The organism is Mariniflexile sp. (assembly GCF_052728615.1).
This window is the reverse complement of the sequence record NZ_JBFVFE010000076.1, coordinates 1-15238: the sequence shown is the minus strand read 5'-3', so window position 1 is coordinate 15238 and position 15238 is coordinate 1. Positions and strand designations below refer to the sequence as shown.

The 15238-nt window shown below is 36.7% G+C and carries 14 protein-coding genes; 6 read left to right on the top strand and 8 right to left on the bottom strand.

Going from position 1 to position 15238, the window contains the following annotated elements; translation table 11 throughout:
• Positions 1–78 precede the first annotated feature (78 nt).
• Positions 79–945 (bottom strand): SAM hydrolase/SAM-dependent halogenase family protein, encoded by an 867-nt coding sequence (locus ACU1LP_RS17835; RefSeq protein ID WP_445736949.1) that lies wholly within the window; start codon positions 943–945, stop codon positions 79–81.
• 231 nt (positions 946–1176) lie between these two features.
• On the opposite strand from ACU1LP_RS17835, the gene ACU1LP_RS17830 reads away from it, so the two are divergent.
• From ACU1LP_RS17830 to ACU1LP_RS17820, 3 genes are all read left to right on the top strand, one after another.
• A complete protein-coding gene (locus ACU1LP_RS17830; protein WP_445736948.1) occupies positions 1177–2130 on the top strand; it encodes a PhoH family protein in 954 nt (317 codons plus the stop codon).
• A 566-nt stretch (positions 2131–2696) separates the two neighbouring features.
• Positions 2697–3215, top strand: a complete 519-nt coding sequence (locus ACU1LP_RS17825) for a hypothetical protein (protein WP_445736947.1) — start codon at positions 2697–2699, stop codon at positions 3213–3215.
• Positions 3216–3325: 110 nt separating this feature from the next.
• Positions 3326–4270 carry a phosphoribosylaminoimidazolesuccinocarboxamide synthase gene (locus ACU1LP_RS17820; protein ID WP_445736946.1) on the top strand — a complete coding sequence of 315 codons (945 nt, stop codon included), beginning with the start codon at positions 3326–3328 and terminating at the stop codon, positions 4268–4270.
• A gap of 407 nt (positions 4271–4677) precedes the next feature.
• Here ACU1LP_RS17820 and ACU1LP_RS17815 read toward each other — a convergent pair whose 3' ends face one another.
• From ACU1LP_RS17815 to ACU1LP_RS17785, 7 genes are all read right to left on the bottom strand, one after another.
• The gene (locus ACU1LP_RS17815; protein ID WP_445731510.1) at positions 4678–4983 is read right to left on the bottom strand and encodes an alpha/beta hydrolase family protein; all 306 of its coding nucleotides are present in this window, start codon (positions 4981–4983) and stop codon (positions 4678–4680) included.
• Positions 4984–5154: 171 nt separating this feature from the next.
• Entirely contained in the window at positions 5155–6810 is a 1656-nt protein-coding gene (locus tag ACU1LP_RS17810) for a M28 family peptidase (protein ID WP_445736945.1), read from the bottom strand.
• 228 nt (positions 6811–7038) lie between these two features.
• Entirely contained in the window at positions 7039–7875 is an 837-nt protein-coding gene (locus tag ACU1LP_RS17805; protein ID WP_445731512.1) for a BRO-N domain-containing protein, read from the bottom strand.
• Between the two features lie 172 nt (positions 7876–8047).
• Positions 8048–8416 carry an SET domain-containing protein gene (locus ACU1LP_RS17800; RefSeq protein ID WP_445731513.1) on the bottom strand — a complete coding sequence of 123 codons (369 nt, stop codon included), beginning with the start codon at positions 8414–8416 and terminating at the stop codon, positions 8048–8050.
• Positions 8417–8893: 477 nt separating this feature from the next.
• Entirely contained in the window at positions 8894–9655 is a 762-nt protein-coding gene (locus ACU1LP_RS17795; protein WP_445731523.1) for an NYN domain-containing protein, read from the bottom strand.
• A gap of 306 nt (positions 9656–9961) precedes the next feature.
• On the bottom strand, positions 9962–10330 hold the full coding sequence (locus tag ACU1LP_RS17790) for a TfoX/Sxy family protein (protein ID WP_445731514.1): 369 nt from the start codon (positions 10328–10330) through the stop codon (positions 9962–9964).
• A 3-nt stretch (positions 10331–10333) separates the two neighbouring features.
• Positions 10334–11422, bottom strand: a complete 1089-nt coding sequence (locus tag ACU1LP_RS17785) for a heparan-alpha-glucosaminide N-acetyltransferase domain-containing protein (RefSeq protein ID WP_445731515.1) — start codon at positions 11420–11422, stop codon at positions 10334–10336.
• A gap of 123 nt (positions 11423–11545) precedes the next feature.
• Here ACU1LP_RS17785 and ACU1LP_RS17780 point away from each other — a divergent pair, with 123 nt between their 5' ends.
• From ACU1LP_RS17780 to ACU1LP_RS17770, 3 genes are read left to right on the top strand one after another with little or no spacing between them, the layout of a single operon-like run.
• Entirely contained in the window at positions 11546–12916 is a 1371-nt protein-coding gene (locus ACU1LP_RS17780) for an alanine/glycine:cation symporter family protein (RefSeq protein WP_445731516.1), read from the top strand.
• Entirely contained in the window at positions 12913–13167 is a 255-nt protein-coding gene (locus ACU1LP_RS17775) for a DUF4212 domain-containing protein (protein WP_445731517.1), read from the top strand. The genes ACU1LP_RS17780 and ACU1LP_RS17775 overlap by 4 nt, the downstream gene beginning before the upstream one ends.
• Positions 13168–13186: 19 nt before the next feature.
• Positions 13187–14887, top strand: coding sequence for a sodium:solute symporter family protein (locus ACU1LP_RS17770; RefSeq protein ID WP_445731524.1), 1701 nt, complete (start codon positions 13187–13189; stop codon positions 14885–14887).
• The last annotated feature ends 351 nt before the right edge of the window (positions 14888–15238 follow it).

Below are 15238 nucleotides of genomic sequence, written 5' to 3'. Positions count from 1 at the left end.
TTCGTTACTCGTTAATCAAAATTCGTTACTCGTTAATCAAAATTCGTTACTCGTTAATCAAAATTCGTTACTCGTTACTCACTCTATTTCAAATCCTTTGTTCAAAATAGATTCCGTTATAAAATTTACACTTACCGCATCCATTAATTTTAGGCCCATTAATGTGGAAGCGCTCCCCACGGTGGCACTATTGCTTTTATAAACGGCAATTTCTAAAAATCCGCCCGAATTAAAAACCACCATGCCCCTGCCTTCGTCGTTGCGTTTTTCTTCAGGAATTTCAAAATTAACAATATCGCTATAACGTTGGTGTATTTTTTTGAATTTATAATTACGAGCCGAAATCTCGAACGCCCTCCCTTTTTGAATGGTATCAAAAAAGCCACGTTTAATGTTGGTCACTACATTGCCATAATTATCAACATAAATAACGCTACCAACCATTTGGTTTTTATCATCGTTCACAAAAGGTGTAATGTTTTTTATAGGCTTAATTTCGGGTATGGTTTTACCAACAACTTCCAAGGTACCGCCTCTTGCAATATGGCAGGCCACTTTTACAAACACGTCCAATACAGGGAAACTGCTCTGTATTTTATCGTGGATATTGATTTCAACAATTTTATCGGGGGAAATTTCAGAGCAAATCATGCTCATAATCCCATTGTTGGCACAAATAAAATAATGGTCATCCAATTTTACGGCAATATGCTTGTTTTCAATGGTTATTTCAGAATCGATGCCAATGATATGAATGCTGCCTTTAGGGAAACTCTTGTAAGCGTTTTGGATGATATAGCCCGCTTCCAAAATATTGAAAGGCGATACGGCATGCGAGATATCAACAATTCTAACATCGGGCAATTCACTATATACAGCACCTTTGGTTGCGCCAACAAAGTGATCTTTTTCACCAAAATCGGTAGTTAATGTTATTATCGCCATTGGCAAATTGTTGATATGTTTTTAACGTTTGTACACCCAAATTTGCTTATTTTTGAGTTTTAACGGATGAACAACAAACCTACATAAAATTTTTGTTTTCATTTTTATGTTTAACATGAAAAATGTAGGTTCATTAAATTAAAATAACTGAATAAAACCAATACATCATTTTGTCTGGATAATCAATATTTTCAATTATCCCAGAAGAAATTTTAAATACATGCCACGCTTTTGAACGAAATTATTATCGAACTTGAAGAAATTACTCCAAAAGAATTTTTTGGAGCCCACAATGCCAATATCGAACTCCTAAAAAAATACTTTCCGAAGCTTAAAATTGTCGCCAGAGGTACTAAAGTTAAAGCCTTTGGCGATGACGAATTGTTGGAAGAATTTGACCGTCGCATGAAAATGCTCGTGGCGCATTTTGCTAAATACAATAAGCTGGACGAAAACGTGATTGAACGTGTATTGACCAGCCAAAGCAGCGATGATTATTCCACCACCGATTCCAGTGGTGAAGTACTGGTGCATGGTGTTGGCGGTAAACTCATTAAAGCACAAACAGCCAACCAACGCAAATTGGTGGAAAGCGTGCGTAAAAACGATATGGTTTTTGCCATTGGGCCAGCAGGTACCGGTAAAACATATACGGGTGTTGCTTTGGCGGTTAAAGCCCTTAAAAACAAGGAGGTAAAGCGCATTATTTTAACACGTCCAGCGGTGGAGGCAGGGGAGAACCTGGGGTTTTTACCCGGCGATTTAAAAGAAAAACTAGACCCGTACATGCAGCCATTGTATGATGCCTTGCGCGATATGATACCTGCCGAAAAACTGGCCTTGTACATAGAAAACGGCACCATACAAATTGCCCCATTGGCATTTATGCGTGGGCGAACGCTCGATAATGCCTTTGTGATTTTGGACGAAGGACAAAACACCACCCACAACCAAATGAAAATGTTTTTGACCCGTATGGGGAAAAACGCCAAGTTTTTATTAACGGGCGACCCCGGGCAAATAGATTTACCACGCCGAACCATTTCCGGATTAAAAGAAGCTTTGTTGATATTAAAAAATGTAGAAGGCGTGGGGATGATATTTTTAGACGATAAGGATGTGCTTCGTCACCGATTGGTTAAAAAGGTTATCGAAGCTTACAAAAGTATTGAGCACGTCGATTAGTTTTTTTAGAAGCTGAAACCTGCTTTCCGCTATATCTTTTTTATGTTAGTTCGAGTATAACTCCAAAAGAGTCATGTATCGAGAACATAAAAAAGGATGCCGCTTTAATCAGGGCTAAGCGTAAACCAGTGTTCAGTAACAGTTCACAGCTCTGAAATAAACGCATAAACAAGTCCATTCATAAACCTAATAAAAGCCAGTTGCTAACGCAATTGGCTTTTTTCTTTAAGTATGTCCCGTACTGAAATAAGTTGACACAAAATCAAAAAGACCAGCTTCTCAATAATTCCTCCCCTTTTTTTAAGGGGAGAGCTTGTGCCGAATTAGGTTCGGTATGCCGATAGGCGGAGGGGTCAATGTTACTAATGACTTTGATTTATTGATGTATTTTTTTTTGAAATTAAATATTTTTAGTTTATAATCTTGTTATAATTTGATAGTCAATTGATTAAGTGTGATATTCACTAATATTTATTTTAATTCTATAAACTTTAATGAAAATCTTGTAAATGATTTGGGTCTTATGTTATGGAGATTTGAGGTATTAACATTTAAAACAAACAAACATGAAAAAATTATTTTTAGTTATCGGAATCGGATTAATAGGGTCAATTTCAATTTTTGCTCAACACACGGACATTGACATTACGCCAAACAACTCATGGTTAAAAGCAGGAATAACAGCTGGAGTTCCAGTAGGTGACGCCAGTGATAGAGCCTCATTTAATGCAGGATTGGATTTAAGAGGTCAATATTTAGTGAATCCGAACCTTGGCATTGGTATCGCTTCTGGTTATAGTCATTTTTTCGCAAAAGAAGGTTTTGAAGATTTCGGAGTGATACCTGTCGCGGGCTTTATTCGTTATTATTTTACACCTAAAGGGCTGTTTTTAGGTACTGATGTAGGTTATGGGTTTTTAACGAACATTGATAATAATGATGGCGGTTTGTACGTAAACCCACAAATTGGTTACCATAACAGAGATTGGAATTTGTATGCCTTTTACCAAAACACATTTGCGGAAAACGATGTGGATTTGCAAACGGTTGGCGTAGGCGTAACCTATAATATCCGTTTTAAATAAATCAAGGGGATTTTAAAAGGAGAAATAAAATATTTCTCCTTTTTTATTTAATTATTGTTTAGCATGCGTAAACAAATTACTTTTGTATCACAAACCATAAGCTGCATTTAATGAACACAATTACGACCACCAATTTCACATTCCCCGGACAAAAATCAGTTTATCACGGAAAAGTAAGGGAAGTTTATAACATCAACGATGAGGAATTGGTGATGATTGCCACCGACCGACTGTCGGCTTTCGATGTGGTAATGCCAAAAGGCATTCCTTATAAAGGACAAATATTAAACCAAATCGCCACCAAAATGATGGCAGCCACCCAAGATATTGTTCCCAATTGGTTAACCGCCACCCCCGACCCAAACGTAGCTGTTGGGCATTTATGCGAACCCTTTAAAGTAGAAATGGTGATACGTGGTTATATGAGTGGGCATGCAGCACGCGAGTATAAAGCAGGAAAACGCACACTTTGTGGCGTAACCATGCCAGAAGGCATGAAAGAAAATGATCAATTTCCAGAACCCATTATTACCCCTGCAACCAAAGCTGAAATGGGCGACCACGACGAAGATATTTCTCGTGAAGACATTTTAAAACGAGGTATTGTAAGCGAAGCAGATTATGTGGTGTTGGAAGATTATACCCGTAAATTATTTAATAGAGGCACCGAAATTGCAGCAAGTAGAGGTTTAATTTTAGTGGACACCAAATACGAATTTGGAAAAACCAAAGACGGTAAAATTGTATTGATAGACGAAATACACACCCCAGACTCATCGCGCTATTTTTATGCTGATGGGTATGCCGAAAGACAAGCGAAAAACGAACCTCAAAAACAACTCAGTAAAGAGTTTGTACGCCAATGGCTTATAGCCAATAATTTTCAAGGATTAAAAGGGCAAACCGTACCTTTTATGAGTGATGCGTATATTGAAACCGTTTCTGAGCGTTATATTGAATTGTATGAAAACATTACAGGCGAAACCTTTGTAAAAGGTAATGTAAGCGATATACAAAAACGTATTGAAACCAACGTGTTGGCGTATTTGAATTAGAAATTAAGATGATATAGAATTAAAAAAGACCTTATGAAATAAGGTCTTTTTTTTTAGACTTTATTTTGGAGTTATGCTTATCGTGCTTGTATAAGATTAGTTGCGGTTTTGCTTGCGAGGATTTTCCGCAGGAAAATCAGACGTAGCAAAACAGCAACGACCTTTAGTTAGACACTAAAGCAGCAATTATTTTTATACGTTGTTAGGCACAAGGCGAAAAAAATCGTGCTAAAATTGAACATCTCGCTGAATTTCGTAAATTTATGAAATGAAAAAACAGCGGATATATTTGGACACTTCGGTTTTCGGTGGACTTCACGATGAAGAGTTCCAAGAATTTACTACATCATACGGTTGCTTCCAGCCACAATCATCTTCACCTCCTGTATCAGGCCAGCCACGCATTGTTATCGCCAAGGTGGTGTAGCCCCATGAGATGCTATACGTTTCGCCGAATTCGTGTCCCAACTCGCCTTTGTGCCATACGGCATCCAACCATGTACCAATACTATTGCTGGTCCGGGTTTGTTGCCTTTTGGCGGACTAAACATAAAAGCGTGCATTTCAATATCATCTGAAGTGATAATTACCTCTTCTCCGCCTGAAGCATCCTGTCTCTGAATAATCTTGTTTTGGGCAACTGCATAATTAGAAAAAAGTGATAACATAAAAAATGCGATTGCCATACAGTTCGAAATGGATTTCTTGTTCATTTTTAAATTCAATTTTTGTAAAAAAACATAACGTAAGATTCTTCTGTTGTTAAGATATAATGCTTAACCTGAATTATTTATCTTACTTGGTCTAAAAGCTATGGTTTATTATTTTCTCTTATATTATCTCAATTTTATTTATCATTGAAAAACCACCGTCTTTGATGGTGGTCATTTTTTAAATTTTTTAAAGAAGGAATCTTCATTCCAAGTTGGTTTTTCTTCTGAAACATTGATGAGGTAACTATTCATAAATTGCAACCGCACATAGGTTTTAGCAGCATCAAAATTAAACATAGCGTCATTTAATTCATCGGATGGTTTATGATAATGTTGTGCTGTAAAAGCCTTTATGATAGAATCTAACCCAGTTTCGGAAGTTTCTGTTTTTAAACCATACTTCATACGTAAAGCTGGAATTCTTTCCAACACAAAATTTAAATTATCACTTCGTACAAACCGAACTTCTTCTGGAGCATGGTCAGCATCAATAGTCAAATCTAACTGCTTCGCAACTCTTTGAACCACATTCATTATGCTGCTTTGCTCTGCACCTAAAGGCTCAATGGATAATAATGGTGCAATTACGGTTGGCATATCGGTATTTACATTCGCTATAATTTTTTGTTGCTCCACCGGAGGATTTACAGCAAGGTATTTTGATCCTAATAAACCCATTTCTTCGGCAGTTACAGCAGCAAAAATTACAGAACGTTTTGGTTTGGAAGGCAATTTGCTATATAATCTGGCAATTTCCAACATAGCACTAATTCCTGAAGCATTATCATGAGCACCATTATAAATAGAATCTCCATCGACTGGTTTGCCAATACCAAGATGATCTAAATGTGCCGTATGCACAATATATTCGTCTTTCAACTCCGCACCTTCTAAAAGTCCGATAACATTGGCACTTTCTATTTCTTTGAAAGTTGTGACTACTTTTCCTTTTAATTGCACGGTATTCTTTGGCTGCGGCAGTGTAGCTCCATTTTCACTGTACGCTTTCCAATTTTCAGAAGTCAATCCCGTAAGCTGTGATAAAGACTCCCAATTAAAAAAGCCTCCGAATTTTAAATTTTTACCAAAATCAGTTCTTCCTAAAGCTTTTCCATCGGGCATGATAACACTATTCACTCCTTTTAGTGATATGTTTTCGTAAACACCTTCAAAACCACCTCTTCCGCCTGGGTCTATAACAAATAAAACCCCTGCAGCACCTAAATTATCTAAGGTTGCAATTTTTGTGGCTATATTACTAAAATAAGCTCTTTCGCTTGCTGGTAAAGAGCTTGGGGCACCAAAAAATATAATTACAATTTTCCCTTTTACGTTTAGGTTTTCAAAGTCGTTAAAACCATACTCTGGGGCTTGGATGCCATGACCAGCGATAACAAGTTCTCCTGAAAACTCGGTTAAAACCTCATTGGCATTCCCCATATAAAAATAATCTATGCCGACTTGTAAGCTATCTGTATCATTTAAAATCATAAAAGACTGCTCATTTTTAACCACAGAATTTCGCAACGTTAAAGTTTGATAGTAGGTGTTTCCCTCCTTGTTTCCAAATGGTTTAAGTCCAAATTCTTTATATTTATTTGCAACATAGGCCATTGCTTTATCATATTCCGGCGTGCCTGGAAGTCTACCCTTTAGGCTATCATCTGCAAGTACAGCAATATGATGTCTAATATCTTCAGGGTTTACAGATTCTGAAAATTGAGCTAAATTTTCATCGCTAAATATGGTTTCTTTTCTACAGCTTGTAAAAAGAATGATGCTTAAAAAAAGAATGAGGTAAGGATTATTTCTGAATAAATTTTTCATTGTTTAGTTGTTAGTTATAATGATGGCCAACGATTTGATATGAAATCGTTTTAATTATTTATATCATAAGATAGCGAAGTTAATTTTTTAAAATCATAAAACCAACATGTAATATAATATTTACATGGAAAGTTTTCAACAAAAAAAATGGCATCATTCTAAACTTGATTCAGAATCACAGCTTGTTAATGGTAACGCTATATGCCAACTTTAAATTTGTGTTGCTAATTATTGATCAAGTTTCTTTTTGTCGTTTAAATAATCTTTGGCCGAAAGTTTATTCACTACTTTTTTTCCTGTTTTCGCTTCAATTTCTTTGCGTGTATTTCCTGCAATGGTACCTCCTTGTTTGGCAATGGTTTTGTTTTCGGTAAATGTTTTTGGCTTTTTTTCTTTACTTATTTCAGTAGTTGTAGCTTCTGCAAGCATATTGAGAACCAATTCTAAATTACTCATATTGTCGCGCAAATTTTCTTTTTTTAAACCTTTTAGTTGTTTGTAGTTTTTTACATTAAATCCACTCCAAGCTTTGGTTATTTCATTGGTTAATATAGCGTATTCTTGCCCTTTTTTTACACCTCTTTTGTCCCATTCATCAGTAAGCTCTTTACGTACTTCTATACTTTTTAGGCGTTGGTTTATCCACGCTGTACTATATCCTTTTTTTAGATAGGTCTCCATTAAGCGGTCAAAACCAATTTCTGGGTCTTCCAGTTCGTCTATACGTTCTCTGGCGACTTTGGCAATCCAAAGTTTAAAGGGTTCTGCTTTTGGAGACGGTATAGACTGTATAAGTCTAAATAATTGTTCGGTATCTGCTACATCGGTTTTGTAAAATTTACCGTCCGAAGACTGCATTTTCAGTTGTCCGATTTTTTCGGACAACTCACTTCCTTCTTTAATTATCTTGCTTTTTAAATCGCTCCAATATTTTCTGGGACGTTCACTATCTGTAAGTATGGCAATAACATCTATAATTGAGAAATACCATTTTTCTTCATCATCGTTCCATTGTGTGCGTACTTGTTGCTGTTCAAATAGTTTTATAGCAGTTTCTTTGGTCATGTTCTTGTTTTTTTATTGCTTCGTATAATTCCAAGACGTTAGCGTCGAAATAAAAAGGAATTACTACTGGTATCTCCTACCTTTGGTAGAGGCAATTCATTTGAAAACTAAATTACAAATATAGTCTGAATTGGGTTAAATAAATTTAAGTAGAATGGCTTCTTATTAACAACTACCCACCAACAAACACCTCAAAAGCATCATTATAATAAATGGTAATTTCATCGCCTTTGGCAATAGAGGTTTTGGCTGCAAATGTTTGGGTTAGGTTGGTAAAATCGCGTGCAACAATTTCGGCATTGGGTTGGCCGCTATGGTTAAAAAAGCTACCGGCATTACTTAAACAAATGGCATCATATTCGTCCGTCCAAGGAAATTGAAGGGTTGCCAGTAACTCAGGTAAATTTTCGTTAATGTGTATGGGTACCATGTGGCTTATTACCAGTAACTCGCCTTTGGCTATATTTTGAGTGGCAAATACACCTTTTCCGTGTAATGGCGATTGTTTTATTTCTACCAAAGTAGGTTTCGGGTTACTCATATAAGGGGTACATATTAAGATACATTATTGTCCGTTAAAGAATTAAGACCGCTTCGCTGTCAGAATAAAGAATATAGACTTGATTGTAACTAATTGATAAACAGTTTAATTATTTTTTTATGTTTTTGGAAATCGAAATTTTTATTATAATTCTAAAACTAGAACAAAACGCTAATAATAGAGCGAAACAACCTAAAAAACAGGACTAATAAGAGTCTGTAAACATTTTTATCGGACAACAGTGATTAAAATAAATTATAATTGAAAATTAAATAGTTATAAATAATAAATTTTTGTATAGTAGCTATGGCACAGAGATACACAAAGCAAACACAGAGCTGCACAAAGCAAAAAAAAACATGAAGAAGAGTTTATTCTGAATGGTATGGAGCCATTTTAAAAAGCGATTACTTTACCGGGTAACAAACTTTACGAACAGCCACAACCTTGAGAATTCCCACTTTGGGGTTAGGGGGCTTATCTCCGCTTCTTTTTAACAATAACTTGTTTCGCTTTAATACGGACAAAAATTAATTTATGGCGACTTTTTGGGTTTTCGCGTTGCTCCAACTCAAAAATATCTATCGATTTTATTAAAGGGGTCAGCTTATCAAAACCAAAATTTCTGGAATCGAAATTGGGTTGCTTTTTTTGCAATAAACTACCAACATCGCCCAAAAAAGCCCACCCATCATCATCGGATACATCCGTAATGGTGGTTTTGATCAATTCAATATCTTTTGGGGTAATGTTGTCAACATTGTTTTTGCTGGCATTCACATCAACGTTTTCCAAATCGGCTTTGTTTTTTAATATTTCAACATAAATAAACTTGTCGCACGCCACAATAAATGGGTTCGGGGTCTTTTTTTCGCCAATACCAATCACTAGCATACCGGCTTCTCGCAACCTAACGGCCAATCGGGTAAAATCGCTATCGCTGGACACCAAACAAAAACCATTCACTTTCCCTGAATATAGCACATCCATAGCGTCAATTATCATGGCAGAATCGGTGGCGTTTTTTCCTGTGGTGTAACCGTATTGCTGTATAGGCGTTATGGCATTTTCAAGCAACAGGTTTTTCCATTTTGACAGGTGCGGTTTGGTCCAATCGCCATAAATACGTTTAATGGTGGGGTTTCCGTATTTAGCGATTTCCTCCATCATCTCTTTTACGTGTGCCGACGGGATATTATCGCCATCAATAAGTACTGCTAAATTGGTGTTTGTGTCCATGGTATTTTTTTTAGCGGCGTCTTTTGGTATTGTTTTCTGTTTAGACCAAAGCAACCTTTTCATTGGCTACGAAGTTAGTTTTAAAAATCTAAAAAATACTAAGGATCTGTGCAAAATAACCGGTAAATCTCTCCTCATATATAGATACTATTTGCTTTTTAAAGGGTTCCCGATAGCTCTATCGGGAGGTATCACTTTATCTACATTGGGAATGCTTCGCAAACATGGTATAAACGGCGATTTAATATGATAATAGAAGTTCCCATGAAGTTAAGAAACTTTCTTTTGGAAAAAGAATAACCTGTGTTATTTCTTCTTTTTCGGCTTACTGGCTTTCGCCAAAGGATTAAAAGCCAAGCACAAATCCAACCAATAGGATAAATGATCATCAGAATCAAAACCATCGGGTGTCACGAAAATATACCCTTTCATGGGGCTACCCGTAAAATCCATTGGTAAGCAGTTCGGTTTTTCAAGTTCGGATTCATAAACCGCTTCACCAACACGTGCCATGAGTAAATGATCACCAAATCTTTTATCTAAATGAATGCCACAGAGCATTTTTCCGTTTACCTTAAAACATAGACCGCCCATCATTTTCAGTTCTTCAAACGGGGTATGTTTTTGTTTTAACTGCTGGCGGATTCTATCGGCTAAAAAGGCATCAAACGCCATGAGTTATTTTTTAAATTTATTGCCTATTTTCCTTGCTAAACTATAGACAAAATGATTAGTTCGGGCGTAATAGAACGCAATAAAGCACACCACCGCCACAAAAAGTACCGCACCAATGATCGCTTCGGTTGGAGTAAGCGATTTTGAATATAAATTTTTTAAACCGTAGCCCGTAAAACTTCCGTAAAGAATGATGAAATGAATAACATACATCGATAATGTTTTTTCACCGATTCTTGAAATAATGGACTGCTTTAAGTAGCGTTCAAAAGTGTAAAAGAGCCCAAATAATATGAGTACATTGCCCATGCGGATAAACAGATAATTAAAATCGGCACATCTGTAAAACAAGTCAACACCCGTTAAGCGGTGCAAATTAAAAAGTATGGTTGTAGAGTAGTAAATAAGTACGACTCCTGCAGCAAAAAAAGTAATGATGGTAAATATCTTAAATTGTTTTCTGTGCGAGTGCCTAAAAAATACCGTAGATAAAAAGGCGCCTGCTGCCGAATATCCAAACCAAGGTAAAATGGTAAACACAGACCCATTTGCTTTGGTCATATAATTGGATATAACAAGGGGAAGGTTGTGTATTTCTAAATTTCTGTACAAAGGCTCGGTTAAAAAACAGATTATGCTTATACTAAAAAGAACAATGGAAAATATATAGCTGTGGTTTTTAAATAAAGTATACAGAAAAACTAAAATAATAAGCGATAGCCCAATACACTGCAATACATCTATCACTAAAAAATAGGTATTGAAATAACCACTTAGCCAACTTACGATATTGACACGTAAACTATACCCAATAGCAATTAACAATAAACCTCTAAAAATTCCTTTTTTAATACGTTTCTGGTCGTTTCCTTTTTGATTGGCGCGCAATAATAAATAGGTAAAAACCAAACCCGAAATAGTAAAGAACGTGGGTGCTGTGATGCCTCTAAAGTAAGACCATAGATTGTAAGCAGTATAGGCAGGGTCTCTATAAACAGGGTCTATTAAAGTGTCTATAAAATGCCCTTGGAGCATCATTAAAATAGCGAAAGCCCTAACAGCATCGATGAAATATAAACGATTTGTTTGCAACAGTTTTGTTTTAGCAGGGATAAATATACTTCTAATAATTTAAATCCTGTAATTGTAATATTAGAATTTACTGTAAAATAAAATGATATATTTATGCCATTATAGTTAAGTTATTGATGATTAATGGAACGGTTTTTTGAAAACTTTGCAGCCTATGTATGGGGATTGCCACTCATTGTATTACTGATAGGTGGCGGGTTGTATCTATTAATTTTATCGCGATTTTTACCTTTTCGGTATATAGGCCATGCGTTTCAAGTGCTTCGGGGTAAGTATGACAGCCCAAATGATTCCGGACAGATAAGTCATTTTAAAGCGTTGTCAACCGCCTTGTCTTCCACTATTGGCATGGGTAATATTGCCGGGGTTGCCGTAGCCATTTCCATTGGGGGCCCAGGAGCCATGTTCTGGATGTGGGTAAGTGCTATTGTAGGGATGGCTACAAAATTTTTTACCTGTTCATTGGCTATCATGTACCGCGGAAAGGATAGTGCTGGCGAAATTCAGGGAGGTCCCATGTACTTCATTATGGAAGGTTTAGGAAAATCTTGGAAACCATTGGCGATTATGTTCAGTTTTTTTGGAATGGTTGGCGCTTTGCCCGTTGTAAATGCCAACCAATTAACCCAAGCCATAAACGATATTGTTTTAATCCCAAACGGGGTAGAAGCAGGGTTGGCATCCAATTTGGTCATTGCTTTTGTTCTGGCATCGCTTACTTCCATAATTATATTTGGTGGATTAAAACGCATCAGTAATGCTGCTTCTAAATTGGTGCCTGCCATGTTATTGCTTTATTTTGTTTTGGTGGCCATCATTTTAATTGCGAATTATGAAGTGGTGCCAAAATATATACTTTTAATTTTTACAGATGCTTTTGCTGCTGCCAATTATAAAGGCGATGCGTTTTTAGGAGGCGTTTTGGGAGCTTTGATTTTATTGGGCATTCGACGGGGAGCATTTTCAAACGAAGCAGGCATTGGTACAGCACCCATGGCACATGGCGCAGCAAAAACCAATGAGCCCATTCGTGAAGGTTTGGTTGCCATGTTAGGACCTGCCATTGATACTTTGGCAGTCTGTACGCTTACCGCATTGGCTATTTTGGTAACAGGGGTTTGGGAAACCACCTCCGATAATGGGGTGAGTTTAACAGCATCCGCATTTAATGAAACCATGCCGGTTTATGGCAAATACTTGCTGATGGTTTGTGTGCTGATATTTAGTGTGTCCTCTTTGTTCTCTTATTCGTATTACGGATCGAAATGCTTGGGGTTTTTGATAGGTGCGGACAAAAAACATTACTATAATTACATTTATATATTAAGTATTATATTAGCGGTTATGGCACCTTTTAGTGCCATGCTAAATTTAATTGACGGTGTTTTTGCTTTAATGGCTTTACCAACCATGATAAGCACCTTAATTTTAGCACCAAAAGTTATTAAGGAATTTAAGAAATACAGTAACCAACTAAAACAGAATAGAACATGACAAAAAACAATGCAAAAGCCTATTGGAAAGAAAACATTAGGTATCTCTTAATACTTTTGGCAATATGGTTTTTAGTGTCGTATGGTGCTGGAATCTTGTTTAAAGATGCACTAAATCAAATAAAAATGGGAGGCTTTAAATTAGGGTTTTGGTTTGCGCAACAAGGTTCCATTTATGTGTTTGTGATACTTATATTTGTATATGTTCGCCTGATGAACAAACTTGACAAAAAATATGGTTATGATGAATAATCTGTTTTTAGTGGAGTCGATAGGTGTTCAAAATTGGACCTATATTTTAGTAGGAGTTACCTTTGCAATATATATAGGTATCGCTATTTGGACACGGGCAAGTTCCACAAAAGACTTTTATGTAGCAGGAGGAGGGGTTTCCCCTTTAGCCAACGGAATGGCAACTGCTGCCGATTGGATGAGTGCGGCGTCGTTTATTTCCATGGCGGGCATCATCTCGTTTGCAGGATATGATGGTGCGGTGTATTTAATGGGATGGACCGGAGGTTACGTACTTTTGGCGTTGCTTTTAGCACCGTATTTACGCAAGTTCGGAAAATTTACCGTCCCCGATTTTATTGGCGATCGTTATTATTCTAACACGGCGCGTTTTGTCGGGGTAATTTGTGCACTTTTAGTATCGTTTACTTATGTGGCAGGACAAATGCGTGGTGTTGGCTTGGTTTTTTCACGTTTTTTAGAAGTAGATATTAATACAGGCGTGATAATTGGTATGATCATCGTTTTATTTTATGCCGTTCTTGGCGGTATGAAAGGCATCACATATACACAAGTGGCCCAATATTGTGTGTTGATATTTGCGTTTATGGTACCAGCTATTTTTATATCCATTCAAATGACGGGGAATCCCATACCACAATTAGGGTTTGGAAGTACATTATCCGATGGATCGGGCACCTATTTACTGGATAAATTGGATGGATTGAGCACCGAACTTGGTTTTAATGAATACACCGAAGGTTCTAAATCGATGATTGATGTGTTCGCCATTACATTGGCACTCATGGTTGGAACGGCAGGTTTACCACATGTTATTGTTCGCTTTTTTACGGTAAAACGTGTTAAGGATGCTCGTAAATCGGCAGGAATAGCGTTGTTGCTTATAGCAATTTTATATACCACAGCTCCTGCAGTTTCTGTTTTTGCACGAATGAATTTAATTGATACCGTTTCAAATAAACCTTATGCCAATGTGCCTGAATGGTTCAAAAAATGGGAAACAACAGGCTTAATTACTTATGATGATAAAAATAACGACGGACTCATTCAATACGTAGCTGATACCTCTAAAAACGAATTGGTGGTAGATAATGATATTATGGTATTGGCAAACCCTGAAATTGCACAATTGCCAGACTGGGTTATTGCATTAGTGGCAGCGGGTGCATTGGCCGCAGCATTATCAACAGCAGCAGGTTTGTTATTGGTAATTTCATCATCCGTTTCCCATGATTTGATCAAAAAAATGGTAAACCCAAATATTTCAGAAAATGGCGAATTAATCGCGGCACGTTTATCAGCAGTAGTCGCTGTTTGTGTAGCAGGATATTTCGGTATAAACCCGCCTGGTTTTGTGGCCGCAACGGTTGCTTTGGCTTTTGGGTTGGCAGCAGCATCTTTTTTTCCAGCCATTATCCTGGGGATTTTTTATAAGCGAATGAATAAAGAAGGTGCCATTGCAGGTATGGTAGTTGGAATTACAGCCATGTTATTGTATATGATTAAATACAAATTAGGATGGTTTGATGTGGTACTTCCCAATAAAAATGACTGGTGGTTCGGAATTTCGCCCGAAGGTTTTGGTACTGTCGCCATGATTCTTAACTTTATAGTATCCATTGTTATTATGAAGTTTACACCGGAACCACCGCAAGAGGTGCAGGATATTGTGGAAAACATTAGAATACCAAGTGGCGCAGGCGAAGCTTCCGACCATTAAATAATGAATAATTAAAAATGTATAATCAATAATTAAGTTCATGGTAAAAATGTCATTAAGTTCAAATCAATAAAACAAGCTTCTTAAATAAGTCCTCCCCTTTTTTTAAGGGGATAGCTTGTGCCGATTTTTCGGTATGCCGATAGGCGGAGGGGTCTATTTTGATATTATGAGATGTTTTTATCATGTACTAGATAAATACACATAAACGCATAACCTAATAACCTTATAAACCTATCAACAATAACCTCATAACCTCATAAACCATAACCAATAAACACATCAACAGCAAAATGAGCAACTATCACATAAAACATTTAGAAGAGTATTATCAGGTCTATAGAAAATCAA